14 protein-coding genes are annotated in these 16213 nt (G+C 71.0%); 6 read left to right on the top strand and 8 right to left on the bottom strand.

From position 1 onward, the window contains the following. Window positions 1–112 precede the first annotated feature (112 nt). From ACWGO0_RS28695 to pdhA, 3 genes are read right to left on the bottom strand one after another with little or no spacing between them, the layout of a single operon-like run. A complete protein-coding gene (locus tag ACWGO0_RS28695; RefSeq protein WP_453541186.1) occupies window positions 113–1507 on the bottom strand; it encodes a dihydrolipoamide acetyltransferase family protein in 1395 nt (464 codons plus the stop codon). 11 nt (window positions 1508–1518) lie between these two features. Beyond that, a complete protein-coding gene (locus ACWGO0_RS28690) occupies window positions 1519–2499 on the bottom strand; it encodes an alpha-ketoacid dehydrogenase subunit beta (RefSeq protein WP_453541183.1) in 981 nt (326 codons plus the stop codon). Between the two features lie 2 nt (window positions 2500–2501). Next, a complete protein-coding gene (pdhA, locus tag ACWGO0_RS28685) occupies window positions 2502–3662 on the bottom strand; it encodes a pyruvate dehydrogenase (acetyl-transferring) E1 component subunit alpha (RefSeq protein ID WP_453541179.1) in 1161 nt (386 codons plus the stop codon). A gap of 337 nt (window positions 3663–3999) precedes the next feature. Between pdhA and ACWGO0_RS28680 the strand changes: the two genes are divergently transcribed. The 3 genes from ACWGO0_RS28680 (at window position 4000) to ACWGO0_RS28670 (ending at window position 6283) form a co-directional block, all read left to right on the top strand. Further along, entirely contained in the window at window positions 4000–4659 is a 660-nt protein-coding gene (locus ACWGO0_RS28680) for a response regulator (protein WP_453541176.1), read from the top strand. A 130-nt stretch (window positions 4660–4789) separates the two neighbouring features. Beyond that, window positions 4790–5215 (top strand): pyridoxamine 5'-phosphate oxidase family protein, encoded by a 426-nt coding sequence (locus ACWGO0_RS28675; protein ID WP_453541173.1) that lies wholly within the window; start codon window positions 4790–4792, stop codon window positions 5213–5215. Between the two features lie 63 nt (window positions 5216–5278). Beyond that, window positions 5279–6283 carry a phosphotransferase gene (locus tag ACWGO0_RS28670; RefSeq protein ID WP_453541212.1) on the top strand — a complete coding sequence of 335 codons (1005 nt, stop codon included), beginning with the start codon at window positions 5279–5281 and terminating at the stop codon, window positions 6281–6283. 18 nt (window positions 6284–6301) lie between these two features. Here the strand turns inward: ACWGO0_RS28670 and ACWGO0_RS28665 are convergent, their stop codons facing one another. Continuing rightward, the gene (locus ACWGO0_RS28665; RefSeq protein WP_453541170.1) at window positions 6302–7873 is read right to left on the bottom strand and encodes a protein kinase domain-containing protein; all 1572 of its coding nucleotides are present in this window, start codon (window positions 7871–7873) and stop codon (window positions 6302–6304) included. 302 nt (window positions 7874–8175) lie between these two features. Between ACWGO0_RS28665 and ACWGO0_RS28660 the strand changes: the two genes are divergently transcribed. From ACWGO0_RS28660 to ACWGO0_RS28650, 3 genes are all read left to right on the top strand, one after another. Next, complete coding sequence (locus ACWGO0_RS28660; protein ID WP_453541167.1) at window positions 8176–9819, top strand: protein kinase domain-containing protein; 1644 nt, start codon at window positions 8176–8178, stop codon at window positions 9817–9819. 124 nt (window positions 9820–9943) lie between these two features. Then, window positions 9944–10732 (top strand): hypothetical protein, encoded by a 789-nt coding sequence (locus ACWGO0_RS28655; protein WP_453541164.1) that lies wholly within the window; start codon window positions 9944–9946, stop codon window positions 10730–10732. Between the two features lie 90 nt (window positions 10733–10822). Then, window positions 10823–11371 (top strand): bacterial proteasome activator family protein, encoded by a 549-nt coding sequence (locus ACWGO0_RS28650; protein WP_453541161.1) that lies wholly within the window; start codon window positions 10823–10825, stop codon window positions 11369–11371. A 70-nt stretch (window positions 11372–11441) separates the two neighbouring features. Here ACWGO0_RS28650 and ACWGO0_RS28645 read toward each other — a convergent pair whose 3' ends face one another. The 4 genes from ACWGO0_RS28645 to ACWGO0_RS28630 form a co-directional block, all read right to left on the bottom strand. Then, the gene (locus tag ACWGO0_RS28645) at window positions 11442–12431 is read right to left on the bottom strand and encodes an NAD(P)H-quinone oxidoreductase (RefSeq protein WP_453541158.1); all 990 of its coding nucleotides are present in this window, start codon (window positions 12429–12431) and stop codon (window positions 11442–11444) included. 84 nt (window positions 12432–12515) lie between these two features. Beyond that, window positions 12516–13613, bottom strand: coding sequence for a potassium channel family protein (locus ACWGO0_RS28640; protein ID WP_453541155.1), 1098 nt, complete (start codon window positions 13611–13613; stop codon window positions 12516–12518). Then, window positions 13610–15250, bottom strand: a complete 1641-nt coding sequence (locus ACWGO0_RS28635; RefSeq protein ID WP_453541152.1) for a molybdopterin-binding protein — start codon at window positions 15248–15250, stop codon at window positions 13610–13612. The genes ACWGO0_RS28640 and ACWGO0_RS28635 overlap by 4 nt, the downstream gene beginning before the upstream one ends. Further along, the gene (locus ACWGO0_RS28630; protein ID WP_453541149.1) at window positions 15247–16122 is read right to left on the bottom strand and encodes an NTP transferase domain-containing protein; all 876 of its coding nucleotides are present in this window, start codon (window positions 16120–16122) and stop codon (window positions 15247–15249) included. Before ACWGO0_RS28630 ends, ACWGO0_RS28635 begins: the two co-directional genes overlap by 4 nt. Window positions 16123–16213: the final 91 nt, after the last annotated feature.

Below are 16213 nucleotides of genomic sequence, written 5' to 3'. Positions count from 1 at the left end.
GCCGCGCCCCCGCCCGCCGGGCCCACCGGCTGACTTACCCGCCACCCCTCTCCCCCCGCCGGCCACAACCATACGGGTGCGCCCCCCGCGGGGCCCCCCACCCCTTTGTCTGTTACGCCCAGGTAATGAGCCGCTTCGGCTGTTCCAGGATCGCCGCGACATCCGCGAGCACCTTGGAGCCGAGCTCGCCGTCGACCAGGCGGTGGTCGAACGACAGGGCCAGCGTGGTGACCTGGCGGGGCTTCACCTTGCCCTTGTGGACCCAGGGCTGGAGCTTGATCGAACCGACCGCGAGGATCGCGGACTCGCCCGGGTTCAGGATCGGCGTGCCCGTGTCGACGCCGAAGACACCGACGTTGGTGATCGTCACCGTGCCGCCCGCCATCGCGGCGGGGGACGTCTTGCCCTCACGCGCGGTGGAGACCAGTTCGCCCAGCGACGCGGCGAGCTGGGGCAGGGTCTGCTCGTGCGCGTCCTTGATGTTCGGCACGATCAGACCGCGTGGCGTGGCCGCGGCGATACCCAGATTCACGTAGTGCTTCTGGACGATCTCCTGGTTGGCCTCGTCCCAGGCGGCGTTGACGTCCGGGTTCCGCTTGATCGCGACCAGGAGGGCCTTGGAGATGATCAGGAGCGGGTTGACCCGCACCCCGGCCATGTCCTTGTCCTCCTTGAGCTCCGCCACGAGCTTCATCGTGCGCGTCACATCGACGGTCACGAACTCGGTGACGTGCGGAGCCGTGAAGGCGCTGCCCACCATCGCCTGCGCGATGGCCTTGCGTACGCCCTTGACGGGGATACGCGTCTCCCGGGCACCCGGGACGACGGCGGCAGCGGTGGCCGTGGCCACCGGCGCGGGCGCGGCGGGCGCGGCCGCGACGGGCTCCGCCACGGGCGCGGCAGCCGCGTGGACGTCCTCGCGGGTGATGATGCCGTCCTTGCCGGTCGGCGTCACCGTCGCCAGGTCGATGCCCAGGTCCTTGGCCAGCTTGCGGACCGGCGGCTTGGCGAGCGGGCGGGTCTCGGGTGCCACGCTGCCGTGGCCGTTGAGCTCACCCTGTATCGCCGCGGCGGCCTGCGCCGGGGCCTCGGCGCCCTTGCGCGGGCGCCGCTTGGTGGAGGACTCGGCCACGCCGTAGCCCACCAGGACCGGCGTGCGGGTCTTCGGCGCCTCGCCCTCGGCCTCGGCCACCGGTGCCGGAGCCGCCTCGGGAGCCGCGGCAGGAGCGTCGCCGCTACCCGGCGCCACGTCCACCGAGATGATCACCTGGCCGACATCGACGGTCGTGCCCTCGGGGAAGCGCAGCTCGTGCACGACCCCGTCGAACGGAATCGGCAGCTCCACGGCCGCCTTGGCCGTCTCGACCTCGCACACGACCTGTCCGTCGGTGACGGTGTCGCCGGGCTGGACGTACCACTTGAGGATTTCCGCCTCGGTCAGTCCTTCGCCCACGTCGGGCATCTTGAACTCACGGAAGCGAGCAGACGTTTCGGTCATCGTCGTCACGAACCCTCTCCTCAGTACGCCAGCGAGCGGTCGACGGCGTCGAGCACCCGGTCGAGCCCCGGCAGGTACTCGTCCTCGAGACGGGCCGGCGGGTACGGGACGCTGTAGCCGCCGACGCGGAGGACCGGTGCTTCGAGATGGTAGAAGCAGCGCTCCGTGATGCGGGCGGCGATCTCCGCGCCGGAGCCGTAGAACACCGGCGCCTCGTGGACCACGACGAGCCGGCCGGTCTTCTCCACCGAGGTCTGGATCGAGTCGAAGTCGATCGGGGACATCGACCGCAGGTCCAGGACCTCGACCGACTTGCCCTCCTCCTGCGCGGCGGCGGCCGCCTCCAGGCAGACCTTCACCATCGGCCCGTACGCGACGAGCGTCAGGTCGGATCCCGTACGCGCCACCGTCGCCTTGTGCAGCGGGCCGGGAATGGACTCGGTGTCGACCTCGCCCTTGTCCCAGTAACGCCGCTTCGGCTCGAAGAAGATGATCGGGTCGTCGCTCTGCACGGCCTGCTGCATCATCCAGTACGCGTCGGACGCGTTGGAAGGCGAGACCACCTTCAGCCCCGCGACGTGCGCGAACAGGGCCTCCGGCGACTCGCTGTGGTGCTCGACGGCGCCGATGCCGCCACCGTACGGAATCCGCACGACGACCGGCAGCTTGATCTTGCCCAGCGCGCGGGCGTGCATCTTCGCCAGCTGCGTGACGATCTGGTCGTACGCGGGGAAGACGAACCCGTCGAACTGGATCTCCACGATCGGCCGGTAGCCCCGCAGGGCCATACCGATCGCCGTACCGACGATCCCGGACTCGGCGAGCGGGGTGTCGATGACCCGGCCCTCGCCGAAGTCCTTCTGGAGTCCGTCGGTGATCCGGAAGACACCGCCCAGCTTGCCGACGTCCTCGCCCATGATGAGGACCTTGGGGTCCGTGTCGAGGGCGAGGCGCAGCGACTCGTTGAGCGCCTTCGCGATGGACATCTTTTCCACGGCCATGGCTACTTGCCCTCCTCGGCGGAGTCTGCGAACGATGCCTGGTAGGCGGCGAACTGGGCGCGCTCCTCGTCGACGAGGCTGCTCCCGTCCGCGTAGCAGTGCTCGAAGAGCGACATCGGGTCCGGGTCGGGCATGGCCCGTACCGCTTCCCGTACGCGCTTGCCGAGGGTCTCGCTCTCCTGGTCCAGCGCGGTGAAGAACGCCTCGTCGGCGACCTTCGCCTTCTCCAGGTACGTCCGCAGGCGCAGGATCGGGTCCTTGGCCTCCCAGGCGACCCGCTCCTCGTCCGCCCGGTACTTCGTCGGGTCGTCGGAGGTGGTGTGGGCACCCATCCGGTAGGTGAACGCCTCGACGAGGGTCGGGCCCTCACCGCGGCGGGCCCGCTCCAGCGCCGACTTGGTGACGGCGAGGCAGGCGAGTACGTCGTTGCCGTCGACCCGGACGCCGGGGAAGCCGAAGCCCTGGGCGCGCTGGTAGAGCGGCACCCGCATCTGCTTCTCCGTCGGCTCGGAGATCGCCCACTGGTTGTTCTGGCAGAAGAACACCACGGGGGCGTTGTAGACGGCGGAGAAGGTGAACGCCTCCGCGACATCGCCCTGGCTGGAGGCGCCGTCACCGAAGTAGGCGATCACGGCCGAGTCCGCGCCGTCCTTGGCGACGCCCATGGCGTAGCCGGTGGCGTGCAGGGTCTGCGAGCCGATGACGATCGTGTACAGGTGGAAGTTGTTGGTGTTCGGGTCCCAGCCGCCGTGGTTCACACCGCGGAACATCCCGAGCAGATTGGTCGGGTCGACGCCCCTGCACCAGGCGACGCCGTGCTCCCGGTAGGTCGGGAAGACGTAGTCGTCGTCGCGCAGCGCCCGGCCGGAGCCGATCTGCGCGGCCTCCTGGCCGAGCAGCGAGGCCCACAGGCCCAGCTCGCCCTGGCGCTGGAGCGCCGTGGCCTCGGCGTCGAAGCGCCGGGTCAGGACCATGTCCCGGTAGAGACCGCGGAGCTCGTCCGCGGTCAGGTCGATCTCGTAGTCCGGGTGCTCGACGCGCTCGCCCTCGGGCGTCAGCAACTGTACGAGTTGGGGCTCGGAACTCTGTGGCGTCTTCGCGGCGCTGGTCCGCTTGCTGCTGCGTCGCGGTTTGCGCGCGGCAGCAGTGCTCTCCACGGTCACGTGCGTGCTCCTCCGTCGGTCCGGCCCCCGGGGTCTGCCGGGAACCAGTGCGGCTCGCCTGTGTCCGGACCCGTGCACGGGGTGGGTGCAGCTCGGCCAGGAACAGGCGTGACAGGTGCCCCGGCGAGCGCCCTGTCATAGGCACGTTACCCAGTGCATCGCACAACTGCGAAACACTCCCTGACCTGCGTTTTTGCTTGGATTTCCAAGTAAATCGAGGAAATCGGGAACTCTCGCTGGTCACAGCACTGGTAACAGCCTTGCAGGCCGCCGGAACAACGGCACGTTATCCCGGCCGACAGCGGCAGGGAAGGGGTGAGTGTGTGAGACTGCGTTTGTGCGCGAAGATGGAAAAATCACCGTATTTCTGTTGGACGACCATGAAGTGGTCCGCCGTGGAGTGCATGAATTGCTCTCCTCCGAAGCCGATATCGAGGTGGTGGGAGAGGCGGGAACGGCGGCGGACGCCCTGGTCCGTATCCCGGCGACCCGCCCCGATGTGGCGGTCCTGGACGTACGGCTGCCGGACGGCAGCGGGGTGGAGGTCTGCCGCGAGGTCCGTTCCCTGGACGAGAACATCAAATGCCTGATGCTCACCTCGTACGCCGACGACGAGGCGCTTTTCGACGCGATCATGGCCGGTGCCTCCGGATATGTACTGAAGGCGATCCGCGGGAATGAGCTGCTGAGCGCGGTACGGGACGTGGCGGCCGGCAAATCCCTGCTGGACCCGGCGGCGACCGCCCGTGTGCTGGAGCGGCTGCGCGACGGGGCGAACGGCAAGGGCAACGACAAGCTGGCCGGCCTCACCGATCAGGAGCGCAAGATCCTGGATCTCATCGGGGAGGGGCTCACGAACCGGGTGATCGGCGAGAGGCTCCATCTCGCCGAGAAGACGATCAAGAACTATGTGTCCAGCCTGCTCGCCAAGCTGGGCATGGAGCGCCGCTCGCAGGCCGCGGCGTACGTGGCCCGTCTCCAGGCCGAACGGCGCTGAAACACCTGGCACCACCGCGCATTCCACTGCGGCTCCGGGCGGTCGAGGGACTGATCGAGGGACTTTGGTCCCGGCCCAACCGGGGCCGCAGACCCTTACCCGGCCCCTACCTGTGGCGGACAGTGGACGCATGGCCTCTGAGGAACTCCATGCGATCGAGCTGCTCGGCCGGGTGCCGTACGGCCGCCTGGCGACGAGTATGCGAGCCCTCCCCATCCTGGCGGTGGCCCGCCACGTCGTGGCCGAGGGCCGCGTGCTCCTGCGGATGCACAGAGGACTCGGCCACCACGAGTCGTGCGACGGCAGCGTCATCGCGTACGGGGCGGACAACTTCAACGCCGCGGCCGACTGCGGCGACGATCCCTGGTCCGTGCAGTTCACCGGACCCGCCGAGATCGTCCGCCCCTGCCCCGAGCAGCGGAAACTCTTCGGTCCCGACCCCCTCACGGCGAACGGCGAACCCTTCGATCCGGTCTATCTCCGGCTCGATCCTCACTTCGTCACTACGCACACCCTGGGCTTCCACGCAAGTCAGCGAATCAGCCACGTAGCGTGATCTAGCATTTGGTAAGTGCCGCGCTCATATGTAACCCGCCCGCCTGTTCCCCCGGTCGGCGAGGTGCTGCGCCGCTATCCCGGCGCGGGTGAACCGCTCGCCTGCGAGCCCCTCACCAAAGGTCTCCTGAACCACGGATACCGCGTATCCACCACGCGCGGCGCGTATTTCCTCAAGCACCACCTGGACAAGCACCACCTCGACGACGCCACAGGCGACCGCGCCACGATCGTCCGCCAGCACCGTGCCACCCAGCGGCTCCACTCACTCGGCGTGCCCGTCGCCCCGCCCCTCACGGACACGGAGGGTGACACCGTCACGGTGATCGACGGCCGGTGCTACGCCCTGCACCCCTGGGTGGACGGCCTCCACCGGGCGGGCTCCGAGCTGACCACCGCCCAGTCACGACGTCTCGGCGCCCTGCTCGGAGCCGTACACACCGGTCTGGAGCAGGTCATGGGACCGGGCAGCGGCCTGCCGCCCCGGCCCGGGTACGGGAGCCCGGACCCCGAGGACACCTTCGAGCTGATCGGCGAACTGCTGGCCGCCGCCCGCGGACTGCGCCCCCGGGACGCCTTCGACGAGCTGGCCGTACACCGGCTCGTCGAACGCCGCGCCCTGCTGGAACAGCACGCCCACCGCCGGCCGCCGACCCCGGACGGACCGGCCACGGGCTGGGTGCACGGCGACTTCCATCCGCTGAACCTGCTCTACCGGGGCGCCGATCCGGTCGCGATCGTCGACTGGGACCGCCTCGGCGTGCAGCCGCGCGCTGAGGAGGCGGTACGGGCCGCGGCGATCTTCTTCGTCAGGCCGGCCGGGGAACTGGACCTGGAGAAGGTACGGGCGTACGCGCGGGCCTACCGCCGGGCGGCCGGGGCGGGCGCGGCGGAACTGGCCGCCGCGGTGCACCGGGTGTGGTGGGAGCGGCTCAACGACTTCTGGATACTGCGCTGGCGCTACCGCCTGCACGACCGCAGGGCCGACCCGCAGTTCCCTGCGGTGTCGGCCCTGGCGGTGTGGTGGACGCGTGAGTACGAGGCGGTGTGCGAGGCCTTCACGGGGTGAACGGGGTGAAGGCGCGGGTTACGGGGTGAGGCCCCCGGTGGCGGGATCACCCGTGGCGCCGCCGTCGTCCTCGCCGCCACCCGGAGTGCCCGGGTCTTCGGTGGGCGGGTCGGTCGGCTCGGTCGGGTCGGTGGTCTCCCCGCCTGTCGCACCGTCGTTCGTGTTGCCGTCGGACGTGCCCGGGTCCGTGGTGGACGGCTCGTCCGACGGGGTCTCGGACGGCTCGCTCGGTGTCTCGGACGGGGTGAAGGTGGGCGGATCGGTGGTCTCCCACTGGCCGCCCGTGGACACGTCCGGCTCCTCGGTCTCCTCCGACGGCTCCTCGGACGGCGTCTCCGAGGACTTCGACGGGGTGGGCGAGGCCGGGGTGGTGACCGGCGCCGGGCTCTTCTTGTTGCCGTTGTCGTTCGCCGCGTTGACGGCGAAGGCGACCCCCGCACCGATCGCGATCAGGGCGAGCAGGACGAACAGCCACATCTTGCCGCGGCCACCGCCGCCGCGCCGCTGACTGCCGGCGTAGCCGCCGTCGTCCGGGTTCATCGGCGGCAGGATCGGGCCCTGCGAGGTGTCCCCGTGCTGCGGGTAGCCCATCGCCGGCGTACCCCCCACCGAGCCCATCGGCGAGGTGTGACCGCCTTCGTGCGGCATGACCGGGCCGGTGTTCCACGTACCCGTGTGGCCGCCCTGGACCTGGAGCATCTGCAGGCTGTACTGGACGAGGCCGCGCATCTCCTCGGCGCTCTGGAACCGGTCGTCCGGGTCCTTCGCGAGCGAGCGCATCACCATCCCGTCCATCTCCGGGGGCACCGCGTCCGAGACCTCGGACGGCGGGACCGGGATGTCCTGGACGTGCTGGTAGACGACGGAGAGCGGGGTCTCACCGGTGAACGGGGGCCGCAGGGCCAGCAGCTCGTAGAGCAGGCAGCCGGTGGCGTACAGATCGGAGCGGTGGTCGACCGCCTTGCCGAGCGCCTGCTCGGGGGAGAGGTACTGGGGCGTGCCCATGACCATGCCGGTCTGGGTCATCGTCGACTGCGCGCCGTGCAGCGCACGGGCGATGCCGAAGTCCATGACCTTCACGGCACCGGAATGCGTGATGATCACGTTGGCGGGCTTGATGTCACGGTGCACGATGCCGTGCTGGTGCGAGTACGCGAGAGCTTCCAGCACACCCGAGACGATGATCAGCGCCTGCTCGGGCGGCGGGGCCTCGGCGTTGAGCAGGAGGTCGCGGATGGTGTTGCCCTCGACCAGCTCCATCACGATGTACGGAACGGTCTGGCCGCCCACGACGTCCTCGCCGGAGTCGTACACGGCGACGATCGCGTGGTGGTTGAGGCCCGCGACGGACTGTGCCTCGCGGGTGAAGCGGGCCTTGGAGACCGGGTCCTCGGCGAGGTCGGAGCGGAGCAGCTTCACCGCCACGGTGCGTCCCAGACGGACGTCCTCCGCGGCATAGACCTCGGCCATGCCGCCCCGGCCGAGCCGGTGGGTCATCCGGTAGCGCCCGTCACCGACGACACCGCCGATGCCCCAGGAGTCGGTGCCATCCGAAACTCCGCCGCCGTTTGCTTCGGATCCGGGTGCCATCAGTCCTCGCCGTCGTTTCTGTCCGCGCGTCCGCGGGTGTCACGGGTGCCTTGCTGCATTGCCACGTCACGCTACAGGCTCTGTAAGACACCCCGGTTCCGAGAGAGACGGGTCATCCAATCGGCTCGCGCGGCGCTCACGCAAATTCCATGCGGTTCCTGTAACGCTTCCGAGACGCTTCTTGTGCGTAGGGTCACGGAACGGGCACCTGGCTTGACGTGTCGGACCCCTCGGGCAGACTTGGCCCGTAATACGGATCTTCGCGTCACGTCATCAGTTGCGCGCCGAGGGGGAAGCAAGTCATGAGCCAGGACGGCGCACACGGCGCTCAGGGTCGCTATGCGGGCGGTTCGGTCGCCGGCGGCCGGTACCAGCTGCGCGACCTGCTCGGCGAGGGCGGGATGGCTTCCGTATATCTCGCGTACGACTCGGCGCTCGACCGCCAGGTCGCGATCAAGACGCTGCACACGGAGCTGGGACGCGAGCAGTCCTTCCGCGAACGCTTCCGGCGCGAGGCGCAGGCGGTCGCGAAGCTCCAGCACACCAACATCGTCTCGGTCTTCGACACCGGCGAGGACGAGCTCGGCGGCGCGCTGATGCCGTACATCGTCATGGAGTACGTCGAGGGGCAGCCGCTCGGCTCCGTCCTCCAGTCGGACATCCAGCAGTACGGGGCGATGCCCGCCGAGAAGGCGCTCAAGGTGACGGCCGATGTGCTGGCCGCGCTGGAGACCAGCCACGAGATGGGCCTGGTCCACCGCGACATCAAGCCCGGCAACGTGATGATGACCAAGCGCGGTGTCGTGAAGGTCATGGACTTCGGCATCGCCCGCGCCATGCAGTCGGGCGTGACGTCGATGACGCAGACCGGCATGGTCGTCGGGACCCCGCAGTACCTCTCCCCCGAACAGGCCCTGGGCCGCGGGGTGGACGCGCGGTCCGACCTCTACTCGGTCGGCATCATGCTGTTCCAGCTGCTCACCGGGCGGATCCCGTTCGACGCGGACTCGCCGCTGGCCATAGCGTATGCGCACGTCCAGGAGGAGCCGGTCGCTCCGTCGGCCATCAACCGGTCGATCACTCCGGCCATGGACGCGCTCGTCGCCCGCGCGCTGAAGAAGAACCCGAACGAGCGCTTCCCGAGCGCAGCGGCGATGCAGGACGAGGTCACCCGCGTGCTGAACGCGGGCGGCCGGACCGGCGCCCCCGTGATCATCAGCGGCAGCGGCGCCCCGGGGAACAGCGGCGCGGGTGTCGGCTCCGCCGTCTTCCCACCGGTCGACCAGGCGACGCCCGCCCCGCAGAGCGTGCAGACGCCGTACCAGCCGCAGCCCCACCAGACGCACCAGCCGTACCAGCAGCCCGGTCCCTACGCCCCGACTCCGGCGCCCGCGCCGAGCTACGGCTACCCGCAGGCGTACCAGACCCCGGTCCCTCAGGGCCACGGAACCCCGCCGCCGTACACGATGTCCCCGCAGGGTGGGCCCGGCCAGGGCTCCGGCGGCTCCAAGCGGAACATGCCGGTCATCGTGGGCTCGATCGTGGTCGCGCTCCTCGCGATCGGCGGCCTGGTCACGGCGCTGACCCTGAACGGTGAGGACCCGGAGACGGGCAGCAACGGCGACCCGGGCTCCAGCGAGACCTCGGTGGCCGGCGAGCACAAGCCGCCGGAGCGGAACCGGACGATGGACGAAGAGGACTGCACGGACGCGATGGAGGACTCGGACGACCCGCAGAAGGTCCAGGCTCCGAACTTCATCTACAAGGACATCAAGTCGGTGCAGGCGTGCGCGCTGGCGGCGGGCTGGACCCTCAAGATCACCAAGGAGCCGGGTAACACCTACGCGGAGGACCAGGTCGTCGACCAGTTCCCGTCCTCCGGCGCGGCCATCGCGGAGCGCGATGCCCACTTCGAACTGAAGATCTCCACAGGCAACCCGGCCTGACAGCACCACACCTTGCCCGACGGCCCGGAACGCGTGACGCGTTCCGGGCCGTCGCGCCATCGGGTGCGCGGCCCGGTGCCCGGTCCGGGATGCCGGATATATCGGCCCGTGTGACTCTGAGCGCATGGCTCCAGGACTCCTCCCGTCTCGGCGGTCCCGGTCGTCGCGCTGCGTGCTCTGCCTCGCGGTGACGGCGGCGGTACTGGGACCCGCGAGCTGGACGTACGCGGCAGAACGGGCGCCCGGCGGGGTTGCGCACCGGCAGGCCGGTTCCCCGGCGGCGCACACGGGCGCGCGGGGCCCGCTCGCACTCACCCCCCGTCCGGCGGAGCACTCGGGTACGGCCACAGGCAGCCCGTCGGCCACCCCCACGCCCGCCGGCACCCCTGCCACCCCCTCGGCCCGCCCCACGGCGCCGACGCCCTCCGCACCGGCCTCCAGGCCCTCCGTGAGCCCCTCGGCATCGGCATCGGCTTCCGCGTCGCCGTCCGCCGCCCCCTCCGGTTCGCCGTCGGCGCTGCCCTCGGGGGCCTCGGGACCGTCCGGACCGCCGTCCGGGAGCGCGCCACCGCCCGCCGGGCCGTCGGCGAGCCCCTCCGCGTCCGCCGGCCGGTCGCCCCTCGCGGGCAGGCCGGCGGGAGAGGGCCGCGCCCGGCCCGGGCGTTCGCTGTCCCCTCTGGAACTCGCCCGCGCCGACGCCCTGCTCGAAGAGGAGGAGCCGGAACCGGACACCGCCGACGTACCCGCCGTCGAGGTGCCACCGAGCACGCCGCCCCGCTCGGAACGACCCGCACCCCAGGCGCTGAACGGCCCCGCCGTACGCCAGGTTCAGGAGGTGTCGCTCGGCGCGGGGATCGCGCTGGTCGGCCTGGGGCTGGGTTTCCTGGCATTCCGGATGCGCCGCGTCCGCTGACAGGCGGTTTTCGTGCTCCTGGAAGTGGTGGATCAACCGTTCCAGGGGGCACCACCGTGGTGTACGGCACGTGTGCGAGACAATGGCGGCATGGAGATGCCGAGGAATGACCGGTCGCAGGAGCACCCCCAAGTCCTCGTAGTGGGGCAGGACGGAATGGCTATCGGCGGCGGTGACAGTGGCGACGAATCGCGCGAGGTCCCGGTGACGGAAATGGTCGAACAGCCCGCGAAGGTCATGCGCATCGGCAGCATGATCAAGCAACTCCTGGAGGAGGTCAGGGCGGCTCCTCTCGATGAGGCGAGCCGAGTCAGGCTCAAGGAGATCCACTCGAGCTCCGTGAAGGAGCTCGAAGACGGACTGGCGCCGGAACTGGTGGAGGAGCTCGAACGGCTCTCCCTGCCGTTCACCGAGGAGTCGGTGCCTTCGGAGGCCGAGCTGAGGATCGCGCAGGCTCAGCTGGTCGGCTGGCTGGAGGGGCTCTTCCACGGAATCCAGACAGCACTGTTCGCCCAGCAGATGGCTGCGCGCGCCCAGCTGGAGCAGATGCGTCGCGCCTTGCCGCCCGGTTCGGGCCACGAGGACGAGGAAGGCGGCTCGGACCCGCACGGACCGATCCGGTCCGGCCCGTACCTGTAGGCGATACGACAGGGGCCCGGCCCGCAACGTATGCCGTTGCGGGCCGGGCCCCTGCGTTTTCGTGGGGTGGTCAGTCGGCCGCCGGCGCGAGCAGGAGCACCTTGCCGATGTGCGTACTGGATTCCAGCACCCGGTGCGCCTCCGCGGCGTCCGCCATCGGCACGGTGCGGTCCACGACCGGCCGGACCAGGCCACCGGCGATCAGCGGCCAGACATGCTCACGGACGGCGGCGACGATCGCCGCCTTCTCGGCGAGCGGACGCCCCCGCAGGGAGGTGGCCGTGACCGCGGCCCGCTTGTTCAGCAGCGCGCCCAGGTTCAGCTCGCCCTTGACGCCGCCCTGGAGGCCGATGATGGCGAGACGGCCGTTCACGGCGAGCGCCCGCACGTTCCGGTCCAGGTACTTCGCACCCATGATGTCGAGGATGACGTCGGCGCCCGCGCCGTCCGTCGCCTTGTGGATCTCCTCGACGAAGTCCTGTTCGCGGTAGTCGATGAGGATGTCCGCTCCGAGCTCCGCGCAACGCGCCAGCTTCTCGGGACCGCCCGCGGTCACCGCCACGCGTGCGCCGACCGCCTTGGCCAGCTGGATGGCCATCGTGCCGATACCGCTGGACCCGCCGTGCACCAACAGCGTCTCGCCGGGGCGCAGATGCGCCACCATGAAGACGTTGGACCAGACCGTCGCCGTCACCTCGGGCAGCGCCGCCGCCGTCGCCAGGTCCACCCCGTCGGGTACGGGCAGGAGCTGACCGGAAGGCACGACGACCTTCTCGGCGTATCCACCGCCCGCGAGCAGGCCGCACACCTCGTCACCGACGGACCAGCCGGTGACACCGGGGCCGAGCGCCGCGACACGGCCCGCGCACTCCAGGCCGGGGTAGGGGGAGGCGCCGGGCGGCGGGTTGTAGAAGCCCTGCCGCTGCAGCACATCGGCACGGTTGACCGCGCTGGACACGACCTCGACGAGGACCTCGCCCTCGCCTGGTACGGGATCGGACACCTCGGCCCATACGAGCGCCTCGGGGCCACCGGGTTCGGGGATCGTGATCGCATACATGGCCGCGAGGCTACTCCGTGGGGCGCGCTTCGGCATTCGGCCGGGACGCTCCGCACCCGCTCCGCCGGACTCGGCGGACTCGGTCTACGGAAGGTGGTTGCCCGGCAGGCTGCTCGGCGGGGTGTGGATCGGGGAGGCGCGCACGATCGTGATCAGCCGGTCCGTCAGTTGCAGCGGGCTGGCCGCCGGATCGTCGTAACCGAGCAGCCGGTGGCCCCGCAGCACGCTGACGACCAGGTCCTCGGTCTCCCGCACATGCTTGCCCACCTCGGCCTTTATCACCGGCCGTTCGATCAGGTCGAGCCCGCTGCCCTGCTGGATCAGGTCCTCCATGACCGTGCCCGCGCTCGGGCTGAGCACGGAGAGTCCGAGCAGCCGCCCGGCCGCGCTGGCGCTCGTGATCACCGCGTCGGCGCCGGACTGACGCAGCAGCGGCGCGTTCTCCTCCTCGCGCACGGCGGCGACGATCTTCGCGCCCCGGTTGAGCTGGCGCGCCGTCAGCGCCACCAGGACCGCGGTGTCGTCGCGCTGGGTGGCGATGATGATCTGACGCGCTTTCTGGAGTTCCGCGCGCAGCAGCACATCACTGCGGGTCGCATCACCCAGCACGCCCACGAACCCATCGGCGTTCGCGGCCTCGATCACCTTGGTGGCCGGATCGACGACGACGATCTGTTCCTTCTTCAGACCCGTGCTGCACAGCGTCTGGATCGCCGAGCGGCCCTTCGTACCGAAGCCGACGACAACGGTGTGTTCACGCAAGTTGCTTCTCCAACGGTTCAGCCGGAAGTCCTCCCGGGTCCGCTCCGTCAGGACCTCGAGGGTGGTGCCGACCAGGATGATCAGGAAGAGCACGCGCAACGGCGTGACCAGGAGCACGTTCATGAGCCGGGCGCCGTCGCCGTACGGAACGATGTCGCCGTAGCCCGTGGTCGACAGCGTCACCGTCGCGTAGTAGACGGCGTCGAGGAAGTCGACCCGGTTGTCGGCGTTGTCGTGGTACTCGGCGCGGTCCACGTAGACGATCAGGACCGTGGTGGCCAGCACCATCAGCGCCATCGCCAGCCGCTTGGCAACCTGCCGCAGCGGTCGGTCCATGACCCGGCGAGGCAGCATCACCCGGGTGGGGACAACGTTCTCGTCGGCGCGCCTGGCCATCGCATCCTGGCCGGGAAGTTTCACGTGAAACACCCTTCAGTCCCCGGCGTGGCCGAGGCCCACGGCAGATCGAGGATCTCCACCTCGGTGCCGGACCGTACCCCGCCCGGCGGCACAACAGCCAGTCCGTCGGCGGCGGCGATGCCCCGGAGCATCGCGGGACCGTTGTAATGCAGGGGCACGACATGGTCCAACCCGCCCCCGCGCACGGCGCGATGGACGACGGGGACGAGCCGCGTGTCGTGCGGATGTCCCTGCACCTCGTCGTGGACCAGCGCCCGGTACGCCTCCTGGGCCGGCCGGCCCGCGATGCCCCGGAGCAGGGGCTCGGCAAGCGTCAGCAGACCGGAGACTGCGGCCAGCGGATTGCCCGGCAGCCCCACTACGTACGGCCCTTGGGAGGGCAGCCGGGCCAGCAGCATGGGATGACCGGGGCGCACATCGACGCCGTCGACCAGCAGTTCCGCGCCTGCCTCGGCGAGGACCGGGTGAACGTGATCGACCGGGCCGGCGGCCGTACCGCCGGTGGTCACGACGAGGTCCGCGTCCGAGGTGGTGAGGGCGTGCCGCAGGGCCGCCGCGTCGTCGCCGAGGCGGCGGGGCTCGCCGACCTCGGCGCCAAGTGCCCGCAGCCAGGGGCCGAGCATGGGGCCGAGCGCGTCACGGATCAGCCCGTCGTGCGGAAGCCCGGCGGTGAGGAGTTCGTCGCCGAGCACGAGGACGTCCACGCGTGGGCGGGGTACGGCGACCAGCGCGTCGTATCCGGCAGCGGCGGCCAGGCCGAGGACGGCCGGGGTCACCAGCGTCCGGGCGGGCAGGAGTTCGTCACCGGTGCGGCACTCCTGGGCGCGCGGCCTGATGTCCTGTCCGGGAACGACCTCGCGCTGCGCGAAGAGCAGCCCCTTCGCTTCGTCGGCGTGCGCGTGCTCGCTGCGGATGACGGCCGTGGCGTCGGCCGGGACACGGGCTCCGGTGGCGATCCGTACCGCCGTGCCGTCGGGCAACGCGGCAGGAGCACTGTGCCCGGCGAGGAGCCCCCCGCCCTCGCGGACCGTCCAGGGACCTGGCCCGGCCACGACCCAGCCGTCCATGGCGGAGGTGTCGAAGGACGGCAGATCGGTGAGCGCGTGCAGCGCCTCGGCGAGGACATGCCCGAGCGCCCGGTCGAGGGACAGCCGGTTCGCGGCAACCGGAGCGGCACGCCCCGCTCGCGCGGCCAGGGCACGTGCGTCGGCCCAGGAGGTGGTGTGGTGGCGCCGGGCGCGCGGAGGCTGCGAAGGGGCGGCGGATGGGGTGGGGGAGCCGCTGGATGTGGCGTTGGGGGTGGAGGTGGGGGAGAGGGGGGACGGTGAGGTGGGGTGCGCGGTGGAGTACGAGGTGGAGTGCTCCCGCTCCTCCCCCGGACGAGCTCCCGGGTCCGGTCGGTTCGACGCGACCAGGGCCAGGGCCTCCTCAACGGCACGCTCGTCCTCCGGCGCCATCGGGGGAATCGACGAAGAGCCGGTCGCGGGCGAGGGCGCGTGCTCAGCCGCGGGCGCGGGTGCGGTCGCGGCAGTGCCCGCAGCGGCGGTCCGGGGCGTCGTACTCGGAGGCGAGAGCGGGGAGCCGTCGGTGCCGGTGTTGGTGCCGGTTCCGGTGCCGGTGCCGTGATGCCCCGTCACTTCGGGTCGGCCTCGTTCGTGGCCCCCGCCTCCTCCTCCCACCGGAGGGCGAGCGCGGCGGCCTTTCGGGCGGCCTCGGCCACCGCCTCGGCCGCTGCTTCGGGGCCGTCACCACTGCTCGCCTTCGCCGCCGCGTAACCGACGAGGAAGGTCGTCAGCGGCGCGGCCGGCCGGGCGACGCCGTGCGCGGCATCACGGGCGAGGTCGAGCAGTGCGCCGGTGTCGACGTCGAGCTCGATGCCCAGTTCGTTCTTGACTGCGGTGATCCATTCGTCCAGCACGGTCCCATGCTCCCTGATGCGGGCCCTGGCTGTGGCGATGTCTTCCCAGGTGTCGCAGTCGAACGAGTCCAGAGGACCGGTCTCGACCCGGGCGAGGTCCAGCTCGGCCGTCAGCAGCCGCAGCGGCAGCCCGGCGAGGCCGCCGTGCTCGGTGGCCAGGAGCGCGAGTTCACGGCGCAGCGGCTCGGCCCGGTAGACGGCGACCAGGGGCTGGTCCCGCCCGCCCGGATCGGTGGACAGGGCGCCTTCCCTGCCCTCCTCCCCTGCGGCGGCCAGCAGCGCTCCGACGGTGGGCGCCCCGAGGAACGGCAGGTCGGCGGAGAGTACGAGAACGCGCTCCGCCGTCGTATGCCGCACCCCGGCCCCGAGCGCCGCCAGCGGTCCCCCGCCGGCCGGGTCCTCCCGCGTCCAGGTCACAGGCCGCCCGGTCGACCGCCGGCCGCCCACCACCACGGTGGCCCCGGCTCCGGCGCACGCCGCGAGGACCCGGTCGAGCAGCGACCGGCCGCCGATCCGGACCCCGGGCTTATCGGCTCCGCCGAGGCGTTTGGCGGCCCCTCCGGCAAGGACGATGGCGTCATAGGCGGTCATGCCCCGAGTATGCGTGCAGCCCGCCCAGGCTGATCCCCCAGGGGACGGGACCACTCACATCCGTCCGGCCCCGCCCAGCACTCATCCGGCC

Source organism: Streptomyces sp. NPDC055749, assembly GCF_053617235.1.
This window is presented reverse-complemented; position numbering and strand designations above follow the sequence as displayed.